Here is a 17484-nt window from a genome sequence, read left to right on the forward strand (position 1 = left end):
TATCTGTCGGAACCTGCTGCTGATGGTGGGTGCCGACCGTTGGTCGGCACGGGGTCAGAGCCCGTTGCTGCGCAACGGGCTCTGACCCCACTGTTTGATGATTAGGTATCTGTGGGTTTGTTCATGTCGTGCTCGAACAATTCCCCCTGCACCACCGGCTCCTTCTCGCGGAAGCCGCCGAGCCCGACGCCGACCAAACGGTAACGGGTCTCCGCCGGCAGGTCGACGCGGGCGCGCAGGGCCAGTGCGATGTCGCGCAGTTCTTCCATCGATTCCGGCGGGCGCTCCGGGGTGAAGCTGCGGGTGAGGATGCGGAACTGCGCGGTCTTCAGTTTCAGCACCACGGTGTGGCCGACGCGTTCGGTCTTGCGCGTGGCCTTCCAGGTCTTCTCCGCCAGCTGCACGATCGCTTCGCCCAGGTCTTCCAGCGGCAGGTCTTCGGCGAAGGTGTCCTCCGAGGAAATCGACTGCACCTGCTGGTCCGGTTCCACCGGCCGCTCGTCGATGCCGCGTGCACGGTTGTACAGGCTGCGGCCGAAGCTGCCGAATGCTTCTTCCAGGTCGATCAACGCCCACTGCCGCAGATCGCCGCAGGTGACGATGCCGCGCGCGGCAAGTTTTCCTTCCATCACCTTGCCGACGCCGGGCACCCGGTTCACTGGCAACGGCTGCAGGAACGCGTCCACCCGCTGCGGGGGGATCACGAACTGGCCATCAGGTTTGCGCCAGTCCGAGGCGATCTTGGCCAGGAACTTGTTTGGCGCGATGCCAGCTGAAGCAGTCAGGTTCGTTTCCTCGCGGATCTGCGCGCGGATGGTGCGGGCGATGTCGGTGGCCAGTTCGATGCCGCTCTTCGGCTCGGTCACATCGAGGTAGGCCTCGTCCAGCGACAACGGCTCGACCAGGTCGGTATGCCGCAGGAAGATCGCGCGCACCTGCTGTGACACCGCCTTGTAACGTGCGAAGTCCGGCGGCACGAAGATCGCATCCGGGCACAGGCGCTCGGCACGCACGGCGGGCATCGCCGAACGCACGCCGAACACGCGTGCCTCGTACGAGGCCGCGCACACCACCGAACGCGCGCCACGCCATGCCACAACCACCGGCTTGCCGCGCAGTGACGGATCGTCGCGCTGCTCCACCGACGCGTAGAACGCGTCCATGTCGACGTGGATGATCTTGCGCAGTCGGGTCATGTCAGGCGGAAAGGGCGGGGGCGTGCCGGACGGGCCACACGCCGAAGTATGGTCGTTGCACATCAACAGGATGCGCGTATTCCATTGAAAACACTACGGTTGCGTACGGTTGAAATGTTTGATCGGCGCAGTTTCCACGGGCATCCTCGAGCGCTTGTTTCCCTGTTTCCCCGCTTCCAGGATTGTGCTTCATGACCCGTCTCCACGCGTTCAACCGCGAACAGCTGCTGGCCAGCGCACGCGGTGAACTGTTCGGCACCGCCGCCGGCCGTTTGCCCAACGATCCGATGCTGATGTTCGACCGCATCACCGACATCCGCGAGGACGGCGGACCGCATGGCAAAGGCATGGTACGCGCCGAACTGGATATCCGCCCGGACCTGTGGTTCTTCGGCTGCCACTTCATCGGCGACCCGGTGATGCCCGGCTGCCTGGGCCTGGATGCCATGTGGCAGCTGACCGGCTTCTTCCTGACCTGGCTGGGCGCCCCCGGCAAGGGCCGCGCGCTGGGCTGTGGCGAAGTGAAGTTCACCGGCCAGGTGCTGCCGGAGGCCAAGCTGGTGCGCTACGAGATCGATATCAGCCGTGTCATCAACCGCAAGCTGGTGATGGCCCAGTCGGACGCGCGCATGTACGTGGATGACCGCGAAATCTACAGCGCGCGCGACCTGCGCGTCGGCCTGTTCACTGAAACCGGGAGCTTCTGATGCGTCGCGTCGTCATCACTGGCATGGGCATCACGTCCTGCCTCGGCAATGATCTGGATACCGTTTCGGCCGCGCTGCGCGAAGGGCGCTCGGGTATCACCGCCCTGGCCGACCACGCCGAAGCGGGCCTGCGCAGCCAGGTTGGCGGTCGTGTCGACCTCGATCTGGAGGCGCTGATCGACCGCAAGCAGAAGCGCTTCATGAGCGATGCGGCGGCCTTCGCCTACCTGTCCATGCGCGATGCCATCGCCGATGCCGGGCTCAGCCCCGAGCAGGTCAGCAACCTGCGCACCGGCCTGATCGCCGGTTCCGGCGGCGGCTCCAGCGAATGGCAGATCGGCGCGGTCGACCTGCTGCGCGAACGTGGTGTGCGCAAGGTCGGGCCGTACATGGTGCCGCGCACGATGTGCTCGACGGTCTCGGCCTGCCTGGCCACGGCCTACCAGATCAAGGGCGTCAGCTATTCGCTGTCGGCCGCCTGCGCGACCTCGGCGCACTGCATCGGTGCCGCCGCGGACATGATCCGCCATGGCGCGCAGGACATCATGTTCGCCGGTGGCGGTGAAGACCTGCACTGGTCGATGAGCGTGATGTTCGATGCGATGGGCGCGCTGTCGACCAGCTTCAACGAGACCCCGGCCAGCGCCTCGCGCCCTTACGACAAGGACCGCGACGGCTTCGTCATCGCCGGCGGCGGCGGCATGCTGGTGCTGGAGGACTACGACCACGCCGTTGCGCGCGGCGCGCACATCCATGCCGAGCTGATCGGCTATGGCGTGACCTCCGACGGCGCCGACATGGTCGCCCCGTCCGGCGAAGGCGCGGTGCGCTGCATGAAGATGGCGCTGCAGGGCGTCGATCGCCCGCTGGACTACCTCAACACCCACGGCACCTCCACGCCGCTGGGCGACGTCACCGAGCTCAATGCGATCCGCGAAGTGTTCGGCGATGCGGTGCCGCCGCTGTCCTCGACCAAGGCGCTGTCCGGCCATTCGCTGGGTGCGGCCAGCGTGCACGAGGCGATCTACTGCCTGCTGATGATGCGCGATGGCTTCGTCGCCGGTTCGGCCAACATCGGCGAACTGGACCCGAAGGTGGAGAGCTTCCCGATCCTGCGCGAAAGCCGCGAGCAGAAGCTGGATACGGTGATGTCCAACAGCTTCGGCTTCGGTGGCACCAACGCCGCGCTGGTGTTCGGGCGGGTGTGATGGGGGCAGGTGTGCCGACCAACGGTCGGCACCCACCAATAGATGTAGAGCCGAGCCATGCTCGGCTCAGTGCCGGCCAACGGCCGGCATCTACCGCTTATTTCGGCAACAACGGCACCAGCAATGCGTGCGCGTCCACCAGCGAGCCCACGATGCGGTGGCCCAGTGCGCGCAGCTCTTCATCAGGATGCACCAGGTCCGGCACCTGGATCACGGTCATGCCGGCGGCCAGCGCCGCGCGCGTACCGGCCGGTGAGTCTTCCAGCGCCAAGCAACGCTCCGGCGCCTGGCCCAGCCGCTGCGCGGCCAGCAGGTAGATATCCGGTGCCGGCTTCGGCCGCGCCACGTCGCCGCTGGTGATCACCGCATCGAAGTACGGCAGCAGGCCAGCAGCGGCCAGCTTGCGGTTGGCCCGCGGCTGCCGCGTGGTGGTTGCCACCGCACGCGGGATCGCATGTGCCTTCAGCAGCTCCAGCAGCTCCAGGATGCCCGGCCGCAGCGGCAGACCGGTCTGCGTGCGTGCTTCGTACAGCTCATGGCAACGTGCCGCCACGGCGTCGATCACGCTGTCCTCGATGCCCTGCGCACGCAGCAGCGCGTGCGTATCGCGGTCACCGAGGCCGACCATGCGCAGGAACACCGCCTCGTCCAGGCCCAGCCCGAATTCGTCGGCGGCCTCGCTCCAGCAGGCCAGCGAGACCCGCTCGCTGTCGATCATCAGGCCGTCCATGTCGAAGATGACGGCGTCGGGGAGGAACGGCAGCGCAGCGATGGTGGTCATGGAGCGAACAGCGTATCCAGGTCGGTGGAAGTGAGCTGCCGCCATTGCCCTTCGTCCAGCCCCTGCAGGTCCAGCCCGCCGACGCGGCTGCGGTGCAGGGCCTGCACGTGGTTGCCGGTGGCGGCGAACATGCGGCGTACCTGATGGTAGCGGCCTTCGTGCAGCACCAGGCGCGCGCGACGCGCATCCAGCACCTCCAATTCAGCCGGCAGCAGGGGCGTCTTCTCGGACTCCAGCATGAGCGTACCGCTGGCGAACAGCGCCACCTCGTCGCCGCGCAGGTCATCGCTCAACTCGACCTCATAGACTTTCGGCAGCTTCGACTTCGGCGAGATGATCCGGTGCAGCAGGCCACCGTCGTCGGTCAGCAGCAGCAGGCCACTGGTCTCGCGGTCGAGGCGGCCCACTGTAGACAGCACCGGATCGCGGTCGCGGAAGCGCGGCGGCAGCAGGTCGTAGATCAGGCGGCCGGTGTCCTTGGTCGAGCAGGTGTAGCCGGCCGGCTTGTGCAGCGCGATCGACAGGCCCACCGGCGGGTCCAGCGGCTCGCCGTCGACGCGGATCGCCTCGTGCGGCACCTGGTCGTCGGCATACAGCACCTCGCCGTCGGCGTCGGTGACGCGGCCTTCGCGGAACATCCACTGCACCTGCTTGCGGCTGCCGTAGCCCAGGTTGGCGATGAGCTTGACCAGCTTCACTTGCCCTTCCCCTTCACCGCTTCCACCAGCTTGAAGCCATCACGCTCGGCGATCACGCGCACCGCGCCAAAGCTCTCGTTGAGCGTGTACTCGTACGGCAGGTGGCGGTTGGCCACCACGTACAGGCGTCCGCCCGGGCGCAGCGCCTGCGCGGCCACGGCGATGAAGCGCTGGCCGATGTCCGGGCGATCGGCGCGCGAGGGCGTGTGGAATGGCGGATTGCTGATGATGACGTCGTAGCCCGGCTCGATGCCGGCGGTGACGTCCTGCCACAGGAAGCGCAGCGGCAGCGGACGCGGCGGCGGTGCCAGGTTCAGCTCGGCCAGTGCCAACGCGCGCTGCTCCGCTTCGTACAGGTCCAGCGCGGTGATCTTCGGGCAGCGCTCCAGCAGCTCGCGCGACAGGTAGCCGTAGCCGGCACCGAGGTCGGCGGCGCGGCCGGCCAGGTCGGCCGGCAGGTGCTCGGCCAGCAGCGCCGAGGCCGGATCGATGCGGTCCCAGGCGAACACGCCCGGGCGGCTGAGGAAACGGCCGCCGACGATCGGACGCACCGCATCCAGTGCCGACCAGCGCTTGGCCAGGTCGGCGTCGTGCTGGCCCTGCATCGGGGCGGTCCAGTACACGCGGCAGTGGTTCTTGGTCAGGCTGCCGCCGAGGCCGGTCAGTTGCTTGAGGTCGCCCTCGCCCGAGCGTGCACCTTCGTTGTTGGACTGGCAGGCAACGATGCGGCCGCCGTCGGCGACCAGCGCCAGCGCACGGGCAAACAGCGCGCGGGCTTCTTCACGCTGGCGCGGCGGCAGCACCAGCACCAGCGGGTAACGGCCCTTGCCGGCCACATCATCCAGCTGGCCACTGACGGTCCAGCCGGCGGCCTGCTGCAGCGGCTGCGCGAACGGGGCGAAGCTCTGCTCGCAGTGGACCTCGCGGCTGCCGGCCGCTTCACGCAGCGGCCAGCCGTCGCGGGCACGCAGGAAGGCCACCGGGCCCTCCGGCCAGCGCAGGGCGCCTTGGGAGAACGGCAGGAACAGGGTCTGCAGGGGGGCGTCGTCGCTGGAGGCCATCGGCGCGGGTACTTCAAGCGTGAGGGCCGTCCATTGTACCGGCTTGGCCGGACCGGCCCCGGTATGCCGCTTTGCGAAACCCGAACGGGGCCTTGATCTGCCAGCAACATTGAAACGTTCAGGGTAGAGGCTCCCCCGGAAACCCAGGAGAACCTGCATGCGAGCCTTGTTCGTCGGTGGCGTGGTCGACAACAGTGAAATGGACCTGGAAGGCAGCCATCCGCCCGTGCATTACCCCGAGGACACCGGCGGCGGCCACTCGCGCTATCGGCTGCACCAGGTCGGTCATGGCGCCGACGGCAGCGTGGCCTATGCGGTGTACGGCGCACCGGACCTGGCCGATGACGAGGTGGCCCGGGTGGCGGAAGAACGCGCCTATGCGCGCCGGTTCGAGGCGACACCGACCTTGTTCGAGCACTGACACACCGGTAGCGCCCGAGCCCACGCTCGGGCGACGGCGCAGCCGAGCGTGGGCTCGGCTCTACATCCGATCAAGGCGCCCTGGGTGGCAGACGGTTGACGCTGGCGATCTCGTCCAGCCACACATGGTGCTGCTGCACCGGCGTGTCGTAGTCATCCAGGCGCAACTGGCCGTTGCTGCCTTCGTCGCCGGCGTCGTTGCGGTACTGCTGCACGGTCGGTTTCACCGCCACGGTGCCGAGCAGGCGGCGACCATCGTGCAGGGTCAGCTGCACCTGCGTTTCGCCTTCCAGCTGCGGCAACAGGGCTTCCAGGCGCGCGATCTGCGCCGGATCGGTATGGATGCGGGGAGCTATACGGGACATCGGCGACCTCCTGCGTGCAGGGTCGCCGATCGGCCGTGAATGCTCAGTGCAGCGCGCTGTCCGCGCGTGGCACCTGCACCTTGCGTACCGCAGCCACCAGCTGTGCCACCGAGTACGGTTTGGCGACATGTTCCTGGAAGCCTGACGCCAGCGCTCGGCGCCGGTCATCGGCGCGTGCCAGCGCGGTCACGGCAACCGCCGGCAGGGTCATCGCATCCACGCCCATGTCCTCGCGCAGCGTGCGCACCAGACCATAGCCATCCATGCCCGGCATGCCGATGTCGGTCAGCATCACGTGGTACTGCAGGTGCCCGGTATCGGCCAGCAACGCCAGCGCTTCACCGGCCGAGCTGGCGGCCGACACACTCGCGCCCTGCTCTTCCAGCATGCGCCGCAGGTACTCCAGCACTTCCGGCTGGTCTTCCACCGCCAGCACATGCATGCCACGCAGCGGGTACGGTTCGACGATCACCGGCTCCAGGATCGGCCCGCTGATCACTTCGCGCAGCGGGCGTCGCTCGGCATCGGGAATGTGCTGCGGCAGTCGCACAGTGAAGGTGGCGCCGTGGCCATGGCCTTCGCTGGCGGCGGTGACGGTACCGCCATGCAGTTCGACCAGCTGCTGCACGATCGCCAGGCCCAGGCCGAGGCCGCCATGGCGTCGGGTGGTGGTGCCATCGGCCTGGCGGAAGCGGCTGAACAGATGGTTGAGGAACTCCGGTGCGATGCCATCACCGGTATCGCGCACCGTGATCACCCAGTGGTTGCCGTCGGCCTGCAGCTGCACGTCGATGCGGCCTTCGGCCGGGGTGAACTTGATTGCGTTCGACAGCAGGTTCCAGAACACCTGCTGCAGGCGGGTGGCATCGCCCAGCACCAGGCTGGGCTGCTCCGGCAGCAGCAGACTCACGTCCAGCGCCTTGCCTTCGGCGACCAGTTCCTGCGCACCGATGGCTTCGCCCAGCAGGTCGCGCAGGTCCAGTATCTCCACCTCCAGCTGCACCTTGCCCAGCAGCATGCTGCTGAGGTCGAGCATGTCCGAGATCAGCCGCTTCTGCGCACCGGCGCTGTTGGCGATCACATTCAGGCCCTTGTACAGCGGGCTGGTGTTGTCCACGCGCTGCAGCAGCAGCTCGCTCCAACCGAGGATGGTGGTCAGCGGCGTGCGCAGCTCGTGCGACAGCGTGGCCAGGAACTCGTCCTTCAACCGCGCCATGTTCTCGGCGGCACTGCGCGCGGCACGCTCGGACTGCAGAAGCTCTTCGCGGGCCAGCTCGATCTCGCGGCGTTCGGTCACGTCCGGGCTGCTGCCGGCCAGTCCGATGAAGCGGCCCATCCGTGAGAAACGCGGGCGTGCGTTCATCTCCAGCCAACGCCACTCGCCATCGGCGCGTCGGGCCCGCACCAGCGCATGCATCGACCGCTGCGCCTTCAGTGCTTCCTGCAGTTCGTACTCGAACACCGATGCATCGTCCGGATGCACCAGGCCGCGCCAGACATCTTCCGGCACGCGTGTTTCGTCACCGCCAAAGAACTCACTGAAAGCGCTGTTGACGAAACGGGCATGGCCGCGCTCGTCGAGCACCCACACCGGCATCGGCAGGCCGTCGGCCAGTGCGCTGAAGCGGGCTTCGCTTTCGCCCAGCTCCACTTCCATCTGCTTGCGTGCGGTGATGTCGAAGAACAGGATGCCGACCTTGTCTTCGCCCGGACGGCCCACGCGCACCGCATCAACCGCGAACGAGCGGCCCAGCGCACGCGCTTCCATCTCGAACTGAGCGGGGCGGCCACTGCGCGCGACCTCGCCGTAGATGCGGAACCAGTCCTGCTCGTGGCCCGGTTCCAGCGCCGTCATGCGCTGGCCACGCGCGTCCTTCAGGCCGGTGTGGCGCTCGAACGCATCGTTGACCTCGATGAAACGGTAGTCCACCGCACGATCGCCCTCGAACAGCACCTGGATCACGCAGAAACCGGCGTTGATGCGCTCAAGCACGCCATGATGCAGGTCGGGTTCGGGCGCTGGCACCATCATCGGTGGGCGCTCCACGAGGGGCGGCAGTGTGGACAAGGGGCGTCTGTGCAGGCCGGATTGGAAGCACAGCATCTTCCAAAGCGCGTATTCACAGCGTCAAGCGCCGTCAGTCATGGTTGACGTCGATGAATTGGCGGCAACCACCCTTGCGCACGACGCAATCGGCCATTGCGGTGGCCCGGCCACAGGATCACACTCGATCTGTGATCAACATCGTCCCCAGCGCGGGGACGCAGGAGACCGTCATGAAACGCTCACTCGCGATTGCCCTGCTGGCAGGCGCCCTGGTGGCGGGCGGCGCCAACGCTGCACCGCGCACCGTGACCGATGCGGACGCGCCGCGCGCGTTGCAGGCCGATGGCCCGGTCAGCGTGAAATGGGAGGATCCGGCCAAATTCACCGAGATCCGCCAGAGCACCAACCGCTTCGAGGCCGAACGCGGTGACTGGGTACAGCAGCTGGCCCGCTACCTGCAGACCACCGCTGCCAAGCCGCTGCAGCCTGGGCAGACCCTCGATGTGACCCTGGTGGACATCAAGCGTGCCGGTGACTACGAGCCGTGGCACGGCCCGCGTGGCCGCGACATCCGGATCATGCGCGACATCTACCCGCCGCGGATCAGCCTGCAGTACACGTTGAAGGACGCCAGCGGCCGTATCGTCAGCGAGGGCGATGCGCGCCTCAGCGATACCGGCTACCTGCACAACCTGGGGCTGAAGAGCGACAGTGATCCGCTGCGCTACGAGAAGCGCCTGATCGATGACTGGGTGAAGCGCCAGCTGGCCAGCCAGGCCACCGCTGCGCGTTAGGCCACTCGGTAGGTGTCAACCTTGGTCGACACGCATTACACGGCGCCGACCAAGGTCGGCCGCTACCGAAGCCGAGCGTGGGCTCGGCTCTACACGTATACCCTGGCCACGCGCTTGACCGCGCACGGCAGCTGGTACGCACTCACGCCACAGCGCGGCGCCAGTTCGGACAGCGTCGGTGCGCTGCCCCACAGTTCCACCACGCTGCCGATGCCGGCCTGGGCATGCGCGGTCAGGTCCACCGTCAGCATGTCCATCGACACGCGCCCGATCAGCGCACCGGGCTGGCCGTCGATCAGCACCGGGGTGCCATTCGGGGCGAACTGCGGATAACCGTCGGCATAGCCGAGCGCGACCACACCCACGCGGGTGCGCGCCTTGGCCACGAAGCGTGCGCCATAACCCACCGGCTCACCCGCCTCGATCCAGCGCTCGGCGATCACCTTCGACTGCATCGTCATCACCGGGCGCAGGCGCTCGGTCAGTGCCGTGTTGTCCGGCAGCGGATTGGCGCCATACAGCATCAGGCCCGGGCGCACCCAGTCGCTGCGTACATCCGGCCAGCCCAGCAGCGCCGGCGAGTTGCACACGCTGGTCTCGCCGTCCAGGCCGTCGATGGCCCGCGCGAAGGTCGCAGCCTGTTCGTGGGTGCGTTCGCTGTCCAGCTCATCGGCGCGCGCCAGGTGGGTCATCAGCACGATGCGCTCGACCTGCGGCAGCGCCGACAGGCGTGCATGCGCGGCACGGAAGCTGTCCACGTCCAGGCCAAGACGATGCATGCCACTGTCCAGCTTCAGCCACACCGTCAACGGGCGCGGGCTGTCGTAGGCAGCAACGGCCTCCAGTTGCCACGGCGAACCGACGGCGAACCAGAAGTCATGCTCGGCCACCAGCGCCATGTCGCTGGGCTCGAAGATGCCTTCCAGCAGCAGGATCGGCGCACGGATGCCGGCCTGGCGCAGCTCCAGTGCCTCTTCGATGGTAGCCACGCCGAAACCATCAGCCTCACCTTCCAGCGCCTGCGCACAGCGCACCGCGCCATGCCCATAGGCATCGGCCTTGATGATCGCCAGGGCCTTGCCACCGCCCAGTTCACGGGCGAGCCGGTAGTTGCTGCGCAGGGCGCCCAGATCGATCAGCGCGCGGGCAGGACGCATGTGCGGTTCTCTTGTTGCGGCGCGTGACCGTACTGGCCGTAGCGGAAAATATCCAGGCCTTCGGTGCTGATCTGCGGCTGGCGCGCGCTCATCAGGTCGGCCAGGTAGCGACCCGAGCCGCAGGCCATGGTCCAGCCCAGCGTGCCGTGGCCGGTGTTGAGGTACAGGTTGCGGAACGGCGTGGCGCCGATCACCGGCGTACCGTCCGGCGTGGCCGGGCGCAGGCCGGTCCAGAACTGCGCACGCGACAGGTCGCCGCCCTTCGGGTAGAGATCGCTGACCACCAGCTCCAGGGTTTCGCGTCGGCGCTGCGACAGCGACAGGTCGAAGCCGGCCACTTCGGCCATGCCACCGACGCGGATACGGTCGTCGAAGCGGGTCACCGCCACCTTGTAGCTCTCATCGAGGATGGTCGAGGTCGGCGCCATCGCCGGGTCGGTGATCGGCAGGGTCAGCGAGTAGCCCTTCAGCGGGTACACCGGCAGGCGCATGCCCAGCGATGCGACCAGCGCCGGCGAATAGCTGCCGAGCGCGACCACGAAGCGGTCGGCGGTTTCCAGCTTGCCGTCGATGCGCACGCCGGTGATGCGGTCGCCATCGACCTCCAGGCCGGTGATGTCCTGGTCGAAGCGGAACTCGACACCAGCATCCACGCACATCTGCGCCAGGCGGCGGGTGAACAGCTGGCAGTCGCCGGTCTGGTCACGCGGCAGGCGCAGCGCGCCGACCAGGCCATCGACGTGGGCCAGGGCCGGTTCGGCCTGGATGATGCCGGCGCGGTCCAGCACCTCGTACGGCACGCCGTACTGGGCCAGGATCTCGATGTCCTGCGCCGAGGCATCCAGCTGCTGCTGGGTGCGGAACAACTGGGTCGTGCCCAGGTCGCGGCCTTCGAATTCGATGCCGATCTGCGCACGCAGCTCGTTCAGGCAGTCGCGGCTGTACTCGGACATGCGCACCATGCGCGCCTTGTTGATCGCGTAGCGCTCATGGGTGCAGTTGCGCAGCATCTGCCACAGCCAACGGTACTGGGCCAGGTCCATGCCCGGCTTGATCGCCAGCGGCGCGTGCTTCTCGAACAGCCAGCCGATGGCCTTCTTCGGCACGCCCGGGGCCGCCCACGGCGAGGTGTAGCCGAACGACAGCTGGCCAGCATTGGCGAAGCTGGTTTCCAGCGCCGGGCCGGGCTGACGATCGATGACCGTGACTTCAAACCCGGCCTGTCGCAGGTACCAGGCACTGGTGGTGCCGATCACGCCGCTGCCGAGAACTAGGACTCGCATGGGACTTCTCCAACCCGATCATTCCCTGCACTGGAGCGTGCCGGGACCATAATTGGGGAAGTATAGACAGCCATTCCCAGTTGATTTGCCTGTTTTGAAATCAACCGGCAGGATGTTCTCCTGCAATTCATTCCCCAAGGTTGACGGCCATGGCCACCCGTACCCGCGAACTGGACAAGATCGACCGCAAGATCCTGCGCATCCTGCAGGCCGAGGGCCGCATCTCCTTCACCGAACTGGGCGAGCGGGTCGGCCTGTCGACCACGCCATGCACTGAGCGCGTGCGTCGATTGGAGCGCGAAGGGGTGATCACCGGCTACCACGCCCACCTCGACCCGGCCGCGGTGAAGGCCAGCCTGCTGGTGTTCGTGGAGATCAGCCTGGCCTACAAGTCCGGCGACATCTTCGAGGAGTTCCGGCGCGCGGCGCTGAAGCTGCCCAACGTGCTGGAGTGCCACCTGGTATCGGGCGACTTCGATTACCTGCTGAAGGCGCGGATCAGCGAAATGGCCTCCTACCGCAAGCTGCTCGGCAGCACGTTGCTGACGCTGCCGCATGTACGTGAGTCGAAGAGCTACATCGTGATGGAAGAAGTGAAGGAAACGCTGAGCCTGCCGATTCCGGATTGAGGCGCTCGCAGGATGGGGTCAGAGCCCGCGGTGCGGGATCCGACCCCCGGAGTCCCTCAGCGCTGCTGCGGATGCTTCTGCGAGCGCTGTTCCTGCTGCTTGCCGCCCTTGTGCGGCTGCTGTGGGTCCATCTGTTGCTGCTGTTGCTGCTGCGGGTTGCGGCCCTGCGGTTCCTTGCCGGGATGACGGTTCTGCTGGTTTTTCATGATCGCGATCCAGTGGACGAAGGACATGCGGCGGCGGAATGCCAGCGCAGGGCCACGGTGGTCCCGGAACGGTTAATCGCAGGCGAAAAAGCAGTGATCGCCAAGAGGCTGTTTTCGTGCGTTCAGCCCGCACGACGCGCAGGAGCTGCCAACCTTGCTTGGCCCATAGGTCAGCGCCTGATCTGCTGGCCATCACCGGCAGGCACGCTGTCGTAATAACGGCCTGTACGCGAGTCGAACACGCGGTTCGGGCCGGCCGGGCGCACGCCAGGCACGATGCGGCCATTGCGGTCATAGACCTTGTCGGCCGGCTTCGGTACCGGCGCCGGCGCGATCCGGGCGGGGCCGGTGGACTTGATCGGCTGTGCCGGCTGCGGCGACGGCAGCACCTGCGGCTGCGGGCGGGCAGCCTGTGGCGGAGGTGCCACCGGTTGCGGTGCCACGGTGGTGGCACTGCGGGTGGCGGTCGGGCTCGACGACGTCGGTACCTGGGCCTGCGCAACCAGGGGCAGCAGGCCCATCAACAGCAGGGGAAGGCTCGGTTTCATGTCACGCTCCGGCGTGGATCGCATTCACCTTGCGCCTGCACCTGTGTGCCGCCCATGAACGGCCATCACACTTGCAAGCGCGCGCCGGCACCCCCACGTTTTCCGGCATCCCCAGGCCATCGACCCCACGGAGCGCCGCCATGACCGCCTTCGACCTGACGCCCCCCACCGCCACCCAGACCGAGGCGCTGGTCGCCGGCCTCAGCGGCGAAGAACGCCGCGTACTGCTGCAGCACGGCACCGAGGCGCCGTTCTGCGGCGTATTCCTCGACAACAAGCGCGAGGGCGTCTACTGCTGCCGTCTGTGCGCACTGCCGCTGTTCCGCTCCAGCACCAAGTTCGATTCCGGCACCGGCTGGCCCAGCTTCTTTGCCCCGTTCGACCCGGCGCACGTGCGCGAGATCCGCGATACCAGCCACGGCATGGTGCGCACCGAGATCACCTGCGCGCGCTGCGGCAGCCATCTGGGCCACGTGTTCCCGGACGGTCCGCCGCCCACCTACGAGCGCCACTGCCTGAACTCCGTCTCACTTTCGTTCACCGGCAATGGCGAGCCCTGGCCGGATCCGTTGCAGCGTGGCGGCGCAGAAAGCGGCGTGGCGGGCTGAAACACCCCGCTGACCGGTTTCACAGAATTCCCTCTTCAGAAAACCGGGCGACGGGCCGACAAGGAGATATCCCCTCTCCTTGCGTCGCCCCATGCTCATCATCGTTGGATTCCTGGTCGTCATCATCAGCGTGATCGGGGGCTATCTCGGTGCCCACGGCCGCCTGGGTGCCCTCTGGCAGCCCTACGAGCTGGTCATCATCGGCGGCGCCGCGCTCGGCGCCTTCCTGGTCGGTACCCCGGCCAAGACGGTCAAGCAGACCCTGCAGGCCATGGTCGGCGTGTTCAAGGGCCCGCGCTACAAGCAGCAGGACTACATCGATGTCCTCAGCCTGCTCTATGAACTGCTCAACAAGGCCCGCCGCGAAGGCTTCATGGCGCTGGAAGACCATGTCGAGCGGCCGGCCGAGAGCGCGCTGTTCGGCAACTACCCCAAGGTGCAGGCCGACCACCACCTGATCGACTTCATCACCGACTGCCTGCGCCTGATGATCGGCAGCAACATCGAGCCGCACGAGCTGGAGCCGCTGCTGGAACTGGAGCTGGAAAAGCACCATGCCGAGGCCATGGCGCCGTCGCAGGTGCTGACCAAGGTCGCCGACGGATTGCCCGGTTTCGGCATCGTGGCGGCGGTGCTGGGCATCGTCATCACCATGGGCTCGATCGGTGGCGACATCGTCGAGGTCGGTGGCCACGTCGCCGGTGCGCTGGTCGGCACCTTCCTCGGCATCCTGCTGGGCTACGGTTTCGTCGGCCCGATGGCAGCCGCGATGGAGGCCCGCGCCGAGCAGGACAGCCGCATCTACGAATCGGTGAAGACCGCCCTGCTGGCCTGCCTGCGCGGCTACAACCCGAAGATCGCGCTGGAATTCGCCCGCAAGACGCTGCCGTCGAACGTGCGCCCGGCCTTCTCCGATTTCGAGCAGCACCTGAAGACGGTCAAGTAAGCCATGGCCGAGACCAAGCCCACCGTCATCGTCCGCCGGGTCAAGAAGGCCGGCCACGCCGCCCATCATGGCGGTTCGTGGAAGGTGGCCTATGCCGACTTCGTGACCGCGATGATGGCGTTCTTCCTGGTGCTGTGGCTGATGGCCACCACCAACAAGAACGACCGTGCCGCCATTTCCGAGTACTTCCGCAACCCCAGCCCGCTGAGCGGGCAGAACGCCACGCCGGCACCCGGCATGGCCGGCCCGGGCGGCGCCAGCACATCGATGATCAAGCTGGGTGGTGCCACCGACGTTTCGCGTGGCAACAGCAACGATCCCTTCCAGAACCAGAAGGAAGCAGTACCGCAGCCGGTGGACCAGCAGCAGCGCGACAAGCAGCAGCTGGAACAGCTGATGAAGGAGCTGCAGGAAGCGATCAGCAGGAGCCAGGCGCTGGAACCGTTCAAGGACCAGCTGCTGCTGGACCTGACCCCGGAGGGCCTGCGCATCCAGATCGTGGACAAGCAGAACCGGCCGATGTTCGACCTTGGCAGCGCCACGCTGAAGCCGTACACGCAGCAGATCCTGCACGAGCTGGCCGAGTACCTGAACCATGTGCCGAACCGGATCAGCCTGACCGGTCACACCGACATCACCGCCTATTCCGCCGCTCGCGGCTATGGCAACTGGGAACTGAGCGCCGACCGTGCAAATGCCGCACGCCGCGCGCTGATCGATGGTGGCCTGGACGACAGCAAGATCACCCGCGTGGTCGGCCTGTCTTCGTCGGTGCTGTTCGACAAGGTCGACCCGCAGAACCCGATCAACCGCCGCATCAGCATCGTGGTGATGACCCAGGCCGCCGAAGCGGCCGCCCTGGCCGGTGCCGGGCCACAGGTGGGGCTGTCGGCGCCGACCGCCGACCCGGACGTGCAGGCCGCGCAGGGTGAGGCGCACTGAACCGGGGTCAGATCCCTTTCCCCTGGAAAGGGATCTGACCCCACCTGCGTGCGGCCGCTACAATGGCGGTCTTTCCGTTTCCAGGTGACCCCACCCCATGTCCCAGAACTCCAAGGCCAAGCGCGACAAGCGCAAGAAGCAGCAGGCCAAGCGTCCGTTCCTGCGCCTGAACGCCCAGCAGCAGGTGCAGAACCATGCCGTGCTGACCAACGAAGACGGCCAGGTGGTCGCCGCCATCGGCCTGCAGGGCCGTGAGTGGCTGCTGGCCATCGGTGGCCAGACCATGGGCAACGCCGAAAACCCGGTGCCGATGCTGGCCATGCTCAAGCACCTGTCCAACGTGCAGGAAAAGGAAGGCCGCAAGGTCAACCTGGAATATTCCGAACTGCTGCAGAAGCTGCTGGACACCCTGGCGGCCGAATCCGGCCAGACCGCTGACGAGTACCTGGACAAGCTGGTCGCCGAGTTCGAGACCGTGGAAGCCGAAGAAGGCGAAGAAGCCGCTGAGGCCGCCGAAGGCGAAGTGGTTGAAGCTGCTGCCGAGGCCACTCCGGCCGCTGACAGCGACAGCAAGCCGCAGGCCTGAACCGGCCGCGGCGGTGACGGTCTACGTCGATGACGCGGTGCATCCCTGGCGCGGACAGCGCTGGGCGCACCTGATGGCCGACACCCTGGCCGAGCTGCACGCGATGGCGGCGCAGCTCGGCATTCCACCGCGGGCCTTCCAGAACAAGGCCAGCGGTGCGCACTACGATGTCACTTCCGAGCTGCGCGCGCAGGCCATCGCGCTCGGTGCGCGGGCGATTTCCCGGCACGCCGACCGTGACCTGGTCAAAGCGGTGATTGCCAACGCCAGGGCGCAGTACCGGCCGTAGTGCGTGGTGTGCTCGCCGGGCATGGCCCGGCGCTACCACGGGCTGGCGGAACAGGTAGCGCCGGGCCATGCCCGGCGGGTCGGATCATCGATCAGAACGGGTCGCTGCCCAGGCGGATTTCAACGTTCAGCAGCGAGCACAGCGCCAGCATCGCGTCGTCGTCGCGGGTCAGCGCCATCACCCCGGTGAAGCCGTCGCTGCCGGCATCCACGCTCCACAGCGTGTAGTTGTGCTCGCGCAGGCGGTCGAAGGCGGTGGACATCAGCTGCACGCCGTCCAGGTCTTCGGCGAAATCCTCGTCGTCCAGGTCGCCACCCCAGTCCAGCTGCAGGTTGAAGCGCGCAGACAGCTCGTTCACCGCTGACTGCAGCGAATCCAGATCATCACGTTCCACCTCGAAACCGGACTGCCAGGCAATGGCCGTGAACAGGGCCGGCAGCCAGTCACTGTCCGCTTCCAACGGCTGCCCGTCCTCGGCCAGGTGCTCGCGCCAGCGGTTGAACTGCTGCAGGGCCAGCTCTTCGTCGCCCGGGTTGATCAGCACCAGCAGGTTCCAGACCCGGGCCTCGAAGCCGTCTTCGTCGAAGTCGTGGATGTCTTCCTCGAAGTCGAAATAGTCGCTGTTGTCGGGCATGGCGGAACTTCCTCTGGGGCAGGCCGGCATTCTACGGTTTATCCTGTGCCGCTGAAGCCGGCCTTGGTGGCCGTCACTGTGAATGAAGCGATGAGCGATACCCCTCCCGACCACCTGGCGATCAACCCGGCCAGCCCCTTCCATGATGCGCAGGCGCTGGAGCGCGGCGTCGGCGTGCGTTTCAACGACGTCGAGCGCGACAACGTCGAGGAATACTCGGTCAGCGAAGGCTGGATCCGCGTGCAGGCCGGCAAGGCCCGCGACCGCCGCGGCAACCCGATGACCATCAAGGTCAAAGGCAAGGTCGAGGCGTATTTCCTGGACACGAAGCCGGAGTAACCGGCTTTTGTAGAGTCGAGATCCTATGTTCGTGGTCAAG

General features: G+C 67.0%; 22 protein-coding genes. 11 read left to right on the forward strand and 11 right to left on the reverse strand.

Annotation, left to right across the window (positions count from 1 at the left end):
- Nucleotides 1-101: 101 nt before the first annotated feature.
- Nucleotides 102-1196 carry a DNA polymerase IV gene (dinB, locus tag G5A07_RS10635; protein WP_043398884.1) on the reverse strand — a complete coding sequence of 365 codons (1095 nt, stop codon included), beginning with the start codon at nucleotides 1194-1196 and terminating at the stop codon, nucleotides 102-104.
- Between the two features lie 191 nt (nucleotides 1197-1387).
- Between dinB and fabA the strand changes: the two genes are divergently transcribed.
- A complete protein-coding gene (gene fabA / locus G5A07_RS10640; RefSeq protein ID WP_005407930.1) occupies nucleotides 1388-1903 on the forward strand; it encodes a 3-hydroxyacyl-[acyl-carrier-protein] dehydratase FabA in 516 nt (171 codons plus the stop codon).
- The gene (gene fabB, locus G5A07_RS10645) at nucleotides 1903-3111 is read left to right on the forward strand and encodes a beta-ketoacyl-ACP synthase I (protein ID WP_014645811.1); all 1209 of its coding nucleotides are present in this window, start codon (nucleotides 1903-1905) and stop codon (nucleotides 3109-3111) included. The genes fabA and fabB overlap by 1 nt, the downstream gene beginning before the upstream one ends.
- Before the next feature lie 97 nt (nucleotides 3112-3208).
- Here fabB and G5A07_RS10650 read toward each other — a convergent pair whose 3' ends face one another.
- Genes G5A07_RS10650 through G5A07_RS10660 form a run of 3 tightly spaced genes read right to left on the reverse strand, consistent with a single transcriptional unit; the run spans nucleotide 3209 to nucleotide 5651 of the window.
- Entirely contained in the window at nucleotides 3209-3892 is a 684-nt protein-coding gene (locus G5A07_RS10650; RefSeq protein ID WP_019337995.1) for an HAD family phosphatase, read from the reverse strand.
- Nucleotides 3889-4590, reverse strand: a complete 702-nt coding sequence (locus tag G5A07_RS10655) for a pseudouridine synthase (RefSeq protein ID WP_005407927.1) — start codon at nucleotides 4588-4590, stop codon at nucleotides 3889-3891. The genes G5A07_RS10650 and G5A07_RS10655 overlap by 4 nt, the downstream gene beginning before the upstream one ends.
- Entirely contained in the window at nucleotides 4587-5651 is a 1065-nt protein-coding gene (locus G5A07_RS10660) for a class I SAM-dependent methyltransferase (RefSeq protein ID WP_010484114.1), read from the reverse strand. Before G5A07_RS10660 ends, G5A07_RS10655 begins: the two co-directional genes overlap by 4 nt.
- Nucleotides 5652-5808: 157 nt before the next feature.
- On the opposite strand from G5A07_RS10660, the gene G5A07_RS10665 reads away from it, so the two are divergent.
- On the forward strand, nucleotides 5809-6072 hold the full coding sequence (locus tag G5A07_RS10665; protein ID WP_005407925.1) for a hypothetical protein: 264 nt from the start codon (nucleotides 5809-5811) through the stop codon (nucleotides 6070-6072).
- A gap of 70 nt (nucleotides 6073-6142) precedes the next feature.
- Here G5A07_RS10665 and G5A07_RS10670 read toward each other — a convergent pair whose 3' ends face one another.
- Nucleotides 6143-6436 (reverse strand): DUF3247 family protein, encoded by a 294-nt coding sequence (locus G5A07_RS10670; RefSeq protein ID WP_010484115.1) that lies wholly within the window; start codon nucleotides 6434-6436, stop codon nucleotides 6143-6145.
- Between the two features lie 43 nt (nucleotides 6437-6479).
- A complete protein-coding gene (locus G5A07_RS10675; RefSeq protein ID WP_043398895.1) occupies nucleotides 6480-8468 on the reverse strand; it encodes an ATP-binding protein in 1989 nt (662 codons plus the stop codon).
- Between the two features lie 245 nt (nucleotides 8469-8713).
- On the opposite strand from G5A07_RS10675, the gene G5A07_RS10680 reads away from it, so the two are divergent.
- Complete coding sequence (locus G5A07_RS10680; protein ID WP_010484117.1) at nucleotides 8714-9277, forward strand: DUF3016 domain-containing protein; 564 nt, start codon at nucleotides 8714-8716, stop codon at nucleotides 9275-9277.
- 89 nt (nucleotides 9278-9366) lie between these two features.
- Here G5A07_RS10680 and alr read toward each other — a convergent pair whose 3' ends face one another.
- Nucleotides 9367-10434 carry an alanine racemase gene (gene alr, locus G5A07_RS10685; RefSeq protein WP_049410434.1) on the reverse strand — a complete coding sequence of 356 codons (1068 nt, stop codon included), beginning with the start codon at nucleotides 10432-10434 and terminating at the stop codon, nucleotides 9367-9369.
- Nucleotides 10413-11717, reverse strand: a complete 1305-nt coding sequence (locus G5A07_RS10690) for a D-amino acid dehydrogenase (protein ID WP_010484119.1) — start codon at nucleotides 11715-11717, stop codon at nucleotides 10413-10415. Before G5A07_RS10690 ends, alr begins: the two co-directional genes overlap by 22 nt.
- Nucleotides 11718-11866: 149 nt before the next feature.
- Here G5A07_RS10690 and G5A07_RS10695 point away from each other — a divergent pair, with 149 nt between their 5' ends.
- Entirely contained in the window at nucleotides 11867-12346 is a 480-nt protein-coding gene (locus G5A07_RS10695; RefSeq protein WP_005407919.1) for a winged helix-turn-helix transcriptional regulator, read from the forward strand.
- A gap of 56 nt (nucleotides 12347-12402) precedes the next feature.
- On the opposite strand, the gene G5A07_RS10700 is transcribed toward G5A07_RS10695, so the two are convergent.
- Together G5A07_RS10700 and G5A07_RS10705 are read right to left on the reverse strand one after the other, a co-directional pair.
- On the reverse strand, nucleotides 12403-12579 hold the full coding sequence (locus G5A07_RS10700) for a hypothetical protein (protein WP_033833709.1): 177 nt from the start codon (nucleotides 12577-12579) through the stop codon (nucleotides 12403-12405).
- 143 nt (nucleotides 12580-12722) lie between these two features.
- The gene (locus G5A07_RS10705) at nucleotides 12723-13100 is read right to left on the reverse strand and encodes a hypothetical protein (protein WP_043398903.1); all 378 of its coding nucleotides are present in this window, start codon (nucleotides 13098-13100) and stop codon (nucleotides 12723-12725) included.
- Between the two features lie 140 nt (nucleotides 13101-13240).
- On the opposite strand from G5A07_RS10705, the gene msrB reads away from it, so the two are divergent.
- The 5 genes from msrB to G5A07_RS10730 all read left to right on the forward strand — a co-directional run bounded on the left by msrB (nucleotide 13241) and on the right by G5A07_RS10730 (nucleotide 16471).
- Nucleotides 13241-13708, forward strand: coding sequence for a peptide-methionine (R)-S-oxide reductase MsrB (gene msrB, locus G5A07_RS10710; protein WP_010484122.1), 468 nt, complete (start codon nucleotides 13241-13243; stop codon nucleotides 13706-13708).
- A 91-nt stretch (nucleotides 13709-13799) separates the two neighbouring features.
- Nucleotides 13800-14654, forward strand: a complete 855-nt coding sequence (gene motA / locus G5A07_RS10715) for a flagellar motor stator protein MotA (RefSeq protein ID WP_005407915.1) — start codon at nucleotides 13800-13802, stop codon at nucleotides 14652-14654.
- 3 nt (nucleotides 14655-14657) lie between these two features.
- On the forward strand, nucleotides 14658-15596 hold the full coding sequence (gene motB / locus G5A07_RS10720) for a flagellar motor protein MotB (RefSeq protein WP_010484123.1): 939 nt from the start codon (nucleotides 14658-14660) through the stop codon (nucleotides 15594-15596).
- 97 nt (nucleotides 15597-15693) lie between these two features.
- Nucleotides 15694-16182 carry a hypothetical protein gene (locus G5A07_RS10725; protein WP_049410432.1) on the forward strand — a complete coding sequence of 163 codons (489 nt, stop codon included), beginning with the start codon at nucleotides 15694-15696 and terminating at the stop codon, nucleotides 16180-16182.
- Nucleotides 16183-16195: 13 nt separating this feature from the next.
- Nucleotides 16196-16471 carry a DUF4031 domain-containing protein gene (locus G5A07_RS10730; protein WP_010484125.1) on the forward strand — a complete coding sequence of 92 codons (276 nt, stop codon included), beginning with the start codon at nucleotides 16196-16198 and terminating at the stop codon, nucleotides 16469-16471.
- A gap of 91 nt (nucleotides 16472-16562) precedes the next feature.
- On the opposite strand, the gene G5A07_RS10735 is transcribed toward G5A07_RS10730, so the two are convergent.
- On the reverse strand, nucleotides 16563-17105 hold the full coding sequence (locus G5A07_RS10735; protein ID WP_010484126.1) for a hypothetical protein: 543 nt from the start codon (nucleotides 17103-17105) through the stop codon (nucleotides 16563-16565).
- Between the two features lie 90 nt (nucleotides 17106-17195).
- On the opposite strand from G5A07_RS10735, the gene G5A07_RS10740 reads away from it, so the two are divergent.
- A complete protein-coding gene (locus G5A07_RS10740; protein ID WP_010484127.1) occupies nucleotides 17196-17444 on the forward strand; it encodes a DUF3297 family protein in 249 nt (82 codons plus the stop codon).
- Nucleotides 17445-17484: the final 40 nt, after the last annotated feature.

It is taken from the genome of Stenotrophomonas sp. AS012628, from assembly GCF_010608305.1.
In the GTDB taxonomy this organism is placed as follows: Bacteria; Pseudomonadota; Gammaproteobacteria; order Xanthomonadales; family Xanthomonadaceae; genus Stenotrophomonas; species Stenotrophomonas geniculata.

What these genes read in the sequence shown, in the direction of transcription:
- dinB (WP_043398884.1), bottom strand. Translation starts at nt 1,196, where the DNA reads ATGACCCGACTGCGCAAGATCATCCACGTCGACATGGACGCGTTCTAC.
- fabA (WP_005407930.1), top strand. Translation starts at nt 1,388, where the DNA reads ATGACCCGTCTCCACGCGTTCAACCGCGAACAGCTGCTGGCCAGCGCA.
- fabB (WP_014645811.1), top strand. Translation starts at nt 1,903, where the DNA reads ATGCGTCGCGTCGTCATCACTGGCATGGGCATCACGTCCTGCCTCGGC.
- G5A07_RS10650 (WP_019337995.1), bottom strand. Translation starts at nt 3,892, where the DNA reads ATGACCACCATCGCTGCGCTGCCGTTCCTCCCCGACGCCGTCATCTTC.
- G5A07_RS10660 (WP_010484114.1), bottom strand. Translation starts at nt 5,651, where the DNA reads ATGGCCTCCAGCGACGACGCCCCCCTGCAGACCCTGTTCCTGCCGTTC.
- G5A07_RS10665 (WP_005407925.1), top strand. Translation starts at nt 5,809, where the DNA reads ATGCGAGCCTTGTTCGTCGGTGGCGTGGTCGACAACAGTGAAATGGAC.
- G5A07_RS10670 (WP_010484115.1), bottom strand. Translation starts at nt 6,436, where the DNA reads ATGTCCCGTATAGCTCCCCGCATCCATACCGATCCGGCGCAGATCGCG.
- G5A07_RS10675 (WP_043398895.1), bottom strand. Translation starts at nt 8,468, where the DNA reads ATGATGGTGCCAGCGCCCGAACCCGACCTGCATCATGGCGTGCTTGAG.
- G5A07_RS10680 (WP_010484117.1), top strand. Translation starts at nt 8,714, where the DNA reads ATGAAACGCTCACTCGCGATTGCCCTGCTGGCAGGCGCCCTGGTGGCG.
- alr (WP_049410434.1), bottom strand. Translation starts at nt 10,434, where the DNA reads ATGCGTCCTGCCCGCGCGCTGATCGATCTGGGCGCCCTGCGCAGCAAC.
- G5A07_RS10690 (WP_010484119.1), bottom strand. Translation starts at nt 11,717, where the DNA reads ATGCGAGTCCTAGTTCTCGGCAGCGGCGTGATCGGCACCACCAGTGCC.
- G5A07_RS10695 (WP_005407919.1), top strand. Translation starts at nt 11,867, where the DNA reads ATGGCCACCCGTACCCGCGAACTGGACAAGATCGACCGCAAGATCCTG.
- G5A07_RS10700 (WP_033833709.1), bottom strand. Translation starts at nt 12,579, where the DNA reads ATGTCCTTCGTCCACTGGATCGCGATCATGAAAAACCAGCAGAACCGT.
- G5A07_RS10705 (WP_043398903.1), bottom strand. Translation starts at nt 13,100, where the DNA reads ATGAAACCGAGCCTTCCCCTGCTGTTGATGGGCCTGCTGCCCCTGGTT.
- msrB (WP_010484122.1), top strand. Translation starts at nt 13,241, where the DNA reads ATGACCGCCTTCGACCTGACGCCCCCCACCGCCACCCAGACCGAGGCG.
- motA (WP_005407915.1), top strand. Translation starts at nt 13,800, where the DNA reads ATGCTCATCATCGTTGGATTCCTGGTCGTCATCATCAGCGTGATCGGG.
- motB (WP_010484123.1), top strand. Translation starts at nt 14,658, where the DNA reads ATGGCCGAGACCAAGCCCACCGTCATCGTCCGCCGGGTCAAGAAGGCC.
- G5A07_RS10725 (WP_049410432.1), top strand. Translation starts at nt 15,694, where the DNA reads ATGTCCCAGAACTCCAAGGCCAAGCGCGACAAGCGCAAGAAGCAGCAG.
- G5A07_RS10735 (WP_010484126.1), bottom strand. Translation starts at nt 17,105, where the DNA reads ATGCCCGACAACAGCGACTATTTCGACTTCGAGGAAGACATCCACGAC.
- G5A07_RS10740 (WP_010484127.1), top strand. Translation starts at nt 17,196, where the DNA reads ATGAGCGATACCCCTCCCGACCACCTGGCGATCAACCCGGCCAGCCCC.